Consider the following 8,665-nt stretch of genomic DNA (forward strand, 5'->3'; position numbering starts at 1 on the left):
TCGACTGTGCCTGCTGCAACGGCGCGTACGCCACCGGGTACGAACCCGGGTACTTCGTGACCATCCACGATGTGCGTTCGGACGAAGCCAAGCCCCAAAGCCCAGCCTGACCGAAAGCCGCGCTGTTGCGCGGCGTGCTAAAAGCCCACTCCCGCACGCAGCGCTCAAAGCCCCTTTCCCTGCGGGGTGAGGGGGGCAGTTTGCGAACCATCGGTTCGCTGCCCCTCGAACGCCCTTGCGCCAGCGCAAGGGCGGGGGCGCGGAGCGGGGGTTGGGGTGAGGGCAGAACGAAGCGGCAACCTGTGAGCAGCCATGAATCCGCAACAAGCACAGCCTGCAGCTGCAGACAAAACGTTCCTGCCACCACCCGAAGCAGCAGACTTCTCCCTGCTCGACGCCGCCTGCATCTGCATGGCCGCCGCCGATCCGCTTGAGAAAGTCGCGCTCACCCAGCACTACGCCGCTCGCTACCGCGCCGGCACATTGAAGCTGCCCGCAGAAGCGCCGGACCCGGATCCGATCCGCTCGCCGGGCCGCCCATCGCAACTGGTGCTGGTGCACCCGCGCGATCTGCCCCGGCGTGGCCTGGGTTCGGTCGATGGCCGTGCCGCCTTCATCCATGCCATCGCCCACATCGAACTCAATGCCATCGACCTGGCCTGGGATGCGGTGTATCGCTTCCCAGGCTTGCCGGCCAGCTTCTACGCCGATTGGGTCAGCTGCGCAGACGACGAATCACGCCATTTCGTCTTGCTGCGTGATCGCCTGCTCGTGCATGGCCATGACTACGCCGATTTCCCCGCCCACAATGGCCTGTGGGAAATGTGCGAGAAGACCGCGCATGACGGTCTGGCGCGCATGGCGCTGGTGCCGCGCGTACTGGAAGCCCGTGGCCTGGATGTAACCCCGGCAATGATCGGCAAACTGCGTTCGCTCGGTGATGCAAGCACCGCCGATGTGCTGGAGGTGATCCTGCGCGAGGAGGTGGCCCACGTGGCTGCCGGTACGCGCTGGTATCACTGGTATTGCGCACGCGCTGGCGTCGAGCCGAAGGCGCGCTTCAAGGAGTTGCTCGGCGAATACGCCGGCGGCTACCTGCGTGGCCCGTTCAATCTCGAAGCCCGCCTGTTGGCCGGTTTCGACGAGGATGAGCTGGCGCATCTGGTCGAACAGGCCGGCTGAGTGCGGCGGCCGGCATCGAACAGATGCCGTGGCCGCTTTGCTACCTGATGTTGATCGCGCCTGCTGTTTTGCCCGTTGCGGCAACGATGAACGCCGCCCCGAACTCGGGCCGTGTCTGATTGACTGCGAGCTTGCCGGCGTTCCACCATCAGCCATGGTGGATGTCTGGCTGCTGCATGCCGCCTCCGCCACGAGGTGATGCAACGGCATGCACCATCATCATCCGCCCGCGGCGCAGCTCAGCGTGACCGCGGTCGGCAATGACGTAATCAAGGAGAACGTAATGAAGCAGATGTTGATCGCAGGTGCGGTGTTGTTGGCATTGGCCGCATGTACCGGGCAGAAGCCTGCCAGCACCGATGCCGGCACTGCGGCGCCAGCACCGGCTCCGGGCGCAAGCGCTGAAACGGGTGCCAAGGACGCGTTCCCAGTGATCCTGCAGGCCGCGGGCAACGAGCCGTTCTGGGCCGTGCGCGTGGACGGCGCCAAGCTCGACTACAGCACCCCGGAAACCCAGGCCAGCCCGCGCCATTTTGAAGGCGCACGCGTCGTGCAGGACGGTCTGCTGGTGGTGCAGGGCGGCGAGGGTGTCGATGGTTTCCGGCTGACGCTGCAACGCGCCGAGTGCTCGGACGGCATGTCCGACCTGAAACATCCGTTCACCGCCGAGTTCGTGCTGGGCAAGGACACCTTCAAGGGCTGCGCCCGCGACCCGTCGGTGCCGGTGGAAGCCCCCTGAGCAAGCTGCGGGTAGGAGCGGCGTAAGCCGCGAAGCCAGCAAAGCAAAGCCCGTCAGACAGGTCTGCAATTGCAGCCGTGTCTGACGGGCTCTTTTGTATCAGCTTCGCGGCTGATGCCGCTCCTACAAAATCAGGGGCCGCGGCGTGCTTTGTGGGAGCGGCGTGAGCCGCGAAACAACAAATGCAAAACCCGCCAAACAGGTCTGCAATTGCAGCCATGACTGACGGGCTTTCCTGTACCAGCCGCGAAGCCACAAATGCAAAACCCGCCAGACAGGTCTGCAATTGCAGCTGTGTCTGACGGGCTCTTTTGTATCAGCTTCGCGGCTGACGCCGCTCCCACAAAATCAGGGTCAGCGTCAGCTCAGCGCTTCGAGCCGGAAGCCGTCGGCGTCCACGCGCAGTACCGATCCTTGTTCGTACCAGTCGCCCAATACGATGCGGGTGCAGGTGTTGTCGCCGGCGGTCACGGTGTGGATCGCCGGGCGATGGGTATGGCCGTGGATCATGGTGTCCACGCCGTAACGCTGGAACGTGGCCAGCACTTCGGCCGGGGCCACGTCGGTGACGGTTTCAAAGGTGGCCTTGTCGTCCTGCTTCATTTCCGACTGGTGGGCCTTGCTGGCGGCGCGTGCTTTCTGCGCGAACGCGACACGCGCCTCCAGCGGTTGTGCCAGGAACTGCGCGATGAAGGCCGGGTTGCGGCTCTGCGCGCGGAAGGCCTGGTAGGCGACATCGTCGGTGCACAGCAGATCGCCGTGCTGCAGCAGCACCGGCCGGCCGTACAGCGTGATCACCGATGGGTCCGGCAGGATGCGCATGCCGGCGCGTGCGGCATAGTCGTTGCCGACCAGGAAGTCGCGGTTGCCGCGGATGAAGTACACCGGTACGCCGGCATCGCTGACTTCGCGCAGGGCCAGCGCGACCGCGTCGGCGGCAGTGGAGGGCGTGTCATCGCCGATCCATGCTTCAAACAGGTCGCCAAGGATGTACAGCGCCTCGGCCTGCCGCGCTTCGCCGCGCAGGAAGTCGAGGAACAGCTCGGTGATGGCTGGACGGCTGGGGTCCAGGTGCAGGTCGGAGATGAACAGCGTTGTCATGCCCGCATTGTAGGGCCTGATCAGCCGGCGAGTAGCGGCAAAAGCTGCAACGAGCCGGCCCCCAGCAGTACGCCGATGACGGTGGCGGCCAGCACATCACTGGGGTAATGCAGTCCCAGCACCACCCGCGACAGGCCCACGCCCAGCGTGAAGGGCAGCAGCAGCGGCGCCAGCCACGGGTAATAGGCCAGTGCCACCACGGTGAAGGACACCGCATGCAAGGTGTGGCCGGACGGGAAGCTGTATTCATCAAGCGGTGCGACCCAGGCACGGATGCGCATATCGGCGGCGAACGGGCGCGGGCGGCGGGTCCAGCGTTTGAGCAGCTTGTACAGGGTCAGCGCCAGCACGCCGGTGGCGGCCATATGCGCGGAGGCCTGCAGGCCATCCAGGCCGTCGGCCAGTACCAGGGCGCCCATCAGCATGTACCAGAACACGCCGTCGCCGAGGCGGCTGAGCACCGAGAACAGGCGGCGGATTCCGCGGCGGCGGCCATAGCGGTTTGCCCGCCGGCACCAGCGTGCCTCGCGTGCGGCGATGCCTTCAGGCGGCAGCAATGGCATGGCAACGTCTCCGGCTGGCCAGTTCGCTGAGCAGGGCTTCGAATTCGGCTACCACGTGCTCTGGATGCAGGCGTTGCATCGCGCGGCTGGCGTTGGCGCCGAGCAGGCTGCGCATCTCGTCATCGCCGGCCAGCTGCACGGCGGCGGCGATGAAGTTCTCATCGCTGTCCACGGCAACCCCGCTATAGCCGTTCTGCAGGTGCTCGCGGGCGGCGCCATAGTTGAAGGCGACGGTGGCCACGCCGCTGGCCATGGCTTCCAGGGTGACATTGCCGAAGGTTTCGCTGCGGCTGGCGAACAGGAACAGGTCGCCGCTGGCGAAGTGCCGGGCCAGCGCCTCGCCGCGCTGTACGCCACAGAAAATGAAGTCCGGGTTCTGCTCGGCCAGCTTCTCGCGCATCGGTCCATCGCCGACCCAGACGAAGCGGGCTTTCGGGCGCTGCTGCTGGATGCGGCGGAAGGCCTTGATCGTCAGTGCGAGGTTTTTTTCCGCGGCAATGCGGCCGACGTAGATCACCGCGAAGCCTTCGCCTTCGATGCCCCATTCGGCACGCAGCGCGGCGTCGCGTTTATTGGTATCGAACTGGCTGCCGTCCACCGCGCGTGCCAGCAAGCGTGCACGTGAAAAACCATTGTCCAGAAGGAATTGCTGCAGTTCGCGGGTGGGGACCAAGGTGGCTTCTGCCTGGTTGTGGAAACGCCGCATCCAACGCAATGCGGTGGCCTGCAACCAGGCGGCGCCGTAGTCGGGCAGGTATTCATCAAAACGGGTGTGCAGCCCGGAGGCAACCGGGATGCCCAGCCGCCGCGCGGTGCGCATTGCCGACCACCCCAGCGGGCCTTCCGTGGCCACGTAGATCGCGTCCGGGCGTTGTTGTTGCCACTGCCGGGCAAGCCGCAAGGGCGCGGGCAGGCCAAAACGCAGGCCGGGGTAGCGCGGCAGGCCTGCACCACGGACCAGCACCTCATGGACGGCGCCGGTGCTGTCCTGCTGCTGCCGTGGGCGCACCACATCGACGTCGTGGCCGCGGTTGCGCAGGCCGTGTTCCAGGCTCTGCACGGTCAGGGCAACGCCATTGACCTCCGGTGGATAGGTCTCGGTGACGATCGCAAAGCGCATGGCTGGCTCCCGGTTTTCCGCGAGGATGCGCGTAGCCGATGAAGCACCTGTTACTGTGATCTGACCACTTTATGACGGCCATCAATGCAGAAAACCACGGCCGTTGAGCCGTGGTTTCGGTGTGCGCCTGTGCAGCAGAACGCGGCCGTCAAGGCTGCCGTTGTTGCCGCGTAGATGCCCTTGCTCAGGCCACGAAGGGCCTGAAGCTGATTCCCAGTCCGCTCATGCCCTCGGCTTCGCCGACCAGGTCGGCGCGCAGCAGCGGGCGTGCGTCGATGAAGTCCTTGGCCAGGATCAGCGACAAGGTATTGCCGTCCACCGACAGTTCCAGCGTCGGGATCGGGTCGGGCTCGTGCGCGCGGTGCAGCAGTACCGCCAGGCGCAGCAGCGCTGCGGTGCGCTTGGCCGGCAACAGCAGGCGCTCGGGCAGGGCCTCGAAGGCGGTCTTGGGAATGCCGCGGCGATGCGTACGGATCAGCGCCGCCAGCATCTGCTGTTCCTGGCGCGAGAAGCCGGCGATATCCGAATGCTCGATCACATAGCTGCCGTGGATGTGATAACCGCTGTGCGCGATCATCAGCCCCAACTCATGCAGACGTGCGGCCCAGCCCAGCATGCGCGCATCGTCGACATCGAGCTTCCAGTCCTCGGCCACCTGCTCGAACAGCCGCTGCGCGGTGGCTTCCACGCGCCGTGCCTGGGTCTCATCAATGGCGTAACGCAGGGTCAGCGCGGCCACCGATTCGTCGCGCGGGTCGTTGTCGTTGGCGCGGCCCATGATGTCGTAGAGGATGCCTTCGCGCATCGCTGCCTTGCTGACCAGCAGTTTCTGCAGGCCCAGGGCCTGGAAGGCGGCTTCCAGCACCAGCACGCCGCCGGCGATGATCGGCCGGCGCTCGTTGGATAGCGTGGGCAGCACGATCTCATTGATGTTCTTGGCGCGCAGCAATTCTTCGCGCAGCTGCGGCAGCGCTTCGGCGGTGATCGCGCCCTTGCTCAGCTTCATCGCCGCGCAGATCTCGCTGATCGCCTTGTGGGTGCCGGACGAGCCCAGCGCTTCCTGCCAGCCCAATGCCTTGTACTTGTTGGCGAAGGGCTGGAATTCGGCGCCGATCTCGGTGAGCGCGTCTTTCCAGCGCTTCTTGCTCAGCTTGCCGCCGGGGAAAAAGCGCCTTGTGCTGGCGATGCAGCCGGCCTGCAGGCTTTCGCGTTCCAGCGTCTGCATGCCCTGGCCGATGATGAATTCGGTGGAGCCGCCGCCGATGTCGATCACCAGCCGGTGCTGGTCGGGCTTGGGCGGCTGTGCATGGGCGACGCCGAGGTAGATCAGGCGCGCTTCTTCGCGGCCGCTGACCACTTCGATGGCGTGGCCCAGCGCGGTCTCGGCCGGCATCAGGAAGGACAGCGGCGAGCGCAGCTGGCGCACGGTATTGGTGGCCAGGGCGCGCACGCGGTAAGGCGGGATGTTGCGGATGCGCTGGCCGAAGCGGGCCAGGCATTCCAGCGCGCGCTGGCGTGCCTCGGGCGACAGGCCGCCCTTGCCATCCAGGCCGTCGGCCATGCGTACGGTTTCGCGCAGGCGGTCCACCACCCGCAGCTGCCCGAGCAGGTAGCGCGCGATGACCATATGGAAACTGTTGGAACCCAGGTCGATGGCGGCCAGCAGGTCGCCGTCCTGCAGGGGCGGTGGGGTCATTGAGGACTGGGGCATGGCGGAATGGTAGCGGATGAAAGGGTCAGGAACGTAGAGGGCAGGAACGAGGAATGGGAGTTGGCGCCGGACATGCTCATCGGTCTGACGCTAACGGGCAGGAACGTAGGGGCCGATGAAGGCCCCGCTATCGTCCCCGGTTCCTGTTCCCTCATCTGCTTCCTGCTTTCAAAGCCCTTCCATCAGCGCCTGCTGCGCCGAATGCGGCGGCTGGCCCGGGGCCGGCACGCATTTGCTGTAGCGGCCGTCTTCCTGCAGCTCCCAGGCGTTGAGGTTGTCGTCCAGGTAGTTCTGCAGCACCTCGCGGTAGATGCGCCGGGCCAGGCCGCTGTCGAGGATCGGGAAGCAGGTTTCCACCCGCCGCAGCAGGTTGCGTTCCAGCCAGTCGGCGCTGGCGCAGTACAACTCGGGGGCGCCGTTGTTGCCGAACCAGTAGACGCGGCTGTGTTCGAGGAAGCGGCCAACAATCGAACGCACGCGGATGTTGTCCGATACCCCTTCAACACCCGGACGCAGGGTGCAGGCTCCACGCACGATCAGGTCGATCTGTACGCCGGCCTGCGAGGCTGCGTACAGGGCGCGGATCACCTGCGCCTCGTTGAGTGCGTTCATCTTGGCGATGATGCGTGCCGGCTTGCCTTCCAGGGCCAGCGCAGTCTCGCGCTCGATGCGCTTGATCAGCCCGGCATGCAGGGTGAACGGCGATTGCAGCAGGCACTTGAGCTTCATCTTCGGCGCCAGCCCGGACAGCTGCTGGAACAGCAGGTGCACATCGTTGCCGATATCCGGGTCAGCGGTGATCAGGCTCAGGTCGGTATAGGCGCGGGCGGTGCCGCTGTGATAGTTGCCGGTGCCCAGGTGGACATAGCGGCGCAGCTTGCGGCCCTCGCGGCGCACGATCAGCAGCATCTTGGCGTGGGTCTTGTAGCCGACCACGCCATACACCACCTGCACGCCGGCATCCTGCAGGCGATCGGCCAGGCCGAGGTTGGCTTCTTCGTCGAAGCGCGCACGCAGCTCGACGACGACAGTCACGTCCTTGCCGTTGCGCGCGGCCAGGATCAGCGCTTCAACAATCCCCGAATCCTTGCCGGTGCGGTACAGGGTCTGCTTGATCGCCAGCACATTGGGATCAACCGCCGCCTCGCGGATCAGCTCCAGCACGGTGCTGAAGGAATCAAACGGGTGGTGCAGCAGTACATCGCCCTGCGCCGCGGTCACGAAAATACCTTCCGGCGACTTGAATACGCGCGGCGTCATCGGCGGGTATTTCAGGTCTGGCCGCGGGAGCAGGTCATAGACCTGGATCACCCGGTTGAGGTTGACCGGGCCATCGATGCGGTAGGCGGCATTCTCGGACAGGCCGAAATTCTGCAGCAGGGTCTGCATGATCGGCTTGGGGCAGTCGTGCGCGATCTCCAGCCGCACCGCCGGCCGGTAGCCGCGGTCGACCAGCTCATCGCGCAATGCCAGCGCCAGGTTCTCGACTTCTTCCTCGTCCACCACCAGCTCGGAATTGCGGGTGACGCGGAACTGGTAGGCGCCCTGCACATCCATGCCCGGGAACAGTTCATCGACGAAGGCCGACAGCACCGCCGACAGCAGCACGAAGTTCTGCGGGCCGCCCAGCGATTCGGGCAGCTGGATGATGCGCGGCAACGAGCGCGGTGCGCGCACCAGCGCCAGATGACCGGCGCGGCCGAAGGCGTCGGTGCCCTTGAGCACGACGACGATGTTCAACGATTTGTTGAGGATCTTCGGGAACGGGTGCGAGGGATCCAGGCCCAGTGGCGACAGCACCGGCATGATCTCGTTGCGGAAGTAGGCGCGCAGCCAGCGGCGCTGGCGCGCGGTCCAGCTCTTGTGCGCGAGGATGCCGACCCCGGCTTCACCCAGTGCCGGACGCAGCACCTGGTTCCAGCAGCGGTACTGCTGGTCCACCAGCTCGGCGGCGCGGTCGTGGATGGCATTGAGGATGGCCTGTGGGCTCATCCCGTCCGGCGCCGGTGGCAGCCCGAACTCCTGCGCATGGCGCACGGCCGCCGCGCGGATTTCGAAGAACTCGTCCAGGTTGGTGCAGGAGATGCACAGGAAGCGCAGCCGCTCCAGCAGCGGCACCTGCTCGTCCATCGCCTGTGCCAACACGCGGAAATTGAAATCCAGCTGTGACAGCTCCCGGTTGATGTACAGCGATGGATCGCGCAGCGGATCGCTGCTGATGACAGCGGTGGCGGGGGGCGGGGGAGGAG

Annotated in this window: 7 protein-coding genes; 2 read left to right on the plus strand and 5 right to left on the minus strand. The window is 65.8% G+C overall.

Annotated features, from left to right (window positions below):
• Positions 1-411: 411 nt before the first annotated feature.
• Complete coding sequence (locus ABB27_RS18155) at positions 412-1,182, plus strand: ferritin-like domain-containing protein (RefSeq protein WP_057630592.1); 771 nt, start codon at positions 412-414, stop codon at positions 1,180-1,182.
• 283 nt (positions 1,183-1,465) lie between these two features.
• Positions 1,466-1,921, plus strand: a complete 456-nt coding sequence (locus ABB27_RS18160) for a COG3650 family protein (RefSeq protein WP_152984680.1) — start codon at positions 1,466-1,468, stop codon at positions 1,919-1,921.
• Between the two features lie 360 nt (positions 1,922-2,281).
• On the opposite strand, the gene lpxH is transcribed toward ABB27_RS18160, so the two are convergent.
• The 5 genes from lpxH to ppk1 form a co-directional block, all read right to left on the minus strand.
• A complete protein-coding gene (gene lpxH, locus ABB27_RS18165) occupies positions 2,282-3,022 on the minus strand; it encodes a UDP-2,3-diacylglucosamine diphosphatase (RefSeq protein ID WP_057630584.1) in 741 nt (246 codons plus the stop codon).
• Positions 3,023-3,042: 20 nt separating this feature from the next.
• Entirely contained in the window at positions 3,043-3,585 is a 543-nt protein-coding gene (locus ABB27_RS18170) for a phosphatase PAP2 family protein (protein ID WP_057630586.1), read from the minus strand.
• On the minus strand, positions 3,566-4,705 hold the full coding sequence (locus tag ABB27_RS18175; protein WP_057630588.1) for a glycosyltransferase family 4 protein: 1,140 nt from the start codon (positions 4,703-4,705) through the stop codon (positions 3,566-3,568). The genes ABB27_RS18170 and ABB27_RS18175 overlap by 20 nt, the downstream gene beginning before the upstream one ends.
• A gap of 184 nt (positions 4,706-4,889) precedes the next feature.
• Positions 4,890-6,416: an exopolyphosphatase gene (gene ppx, locus ABB27_RS18180; protein WP_057630590.1), complete on the minus strand. Its 1,527-nt coding sequence runs from the start codon at positions 6,414-6,416 to the stop codon at positions 4,890-4,892.
• A 168-nt stretch (positions 6,417-6,584) separates the two neighbouring features.
• Entirely contained in the window at positions 6,585-8,636 is a 2,052-nt protein-coding gene (gene ppk1, locus ABB27_RS18185; RefSeq protein WP_057630594.1) for a polyphosphate kinase 1, read from the minus strand.
• Positions 8,637-8,665 lie beyond the last annotated feature (29 nt).

It is taken from the genome of Stenotrophomonas terrae (assembly GCF_001431465.1).
GTDB classification, from domain to species: Bacteria; Pseudomonadota; Gammaproteobacteria; order Xanthomonadales; family Xanthomonadaceae; genus Stenotrophomonas; species Stenotrophomonas terrae.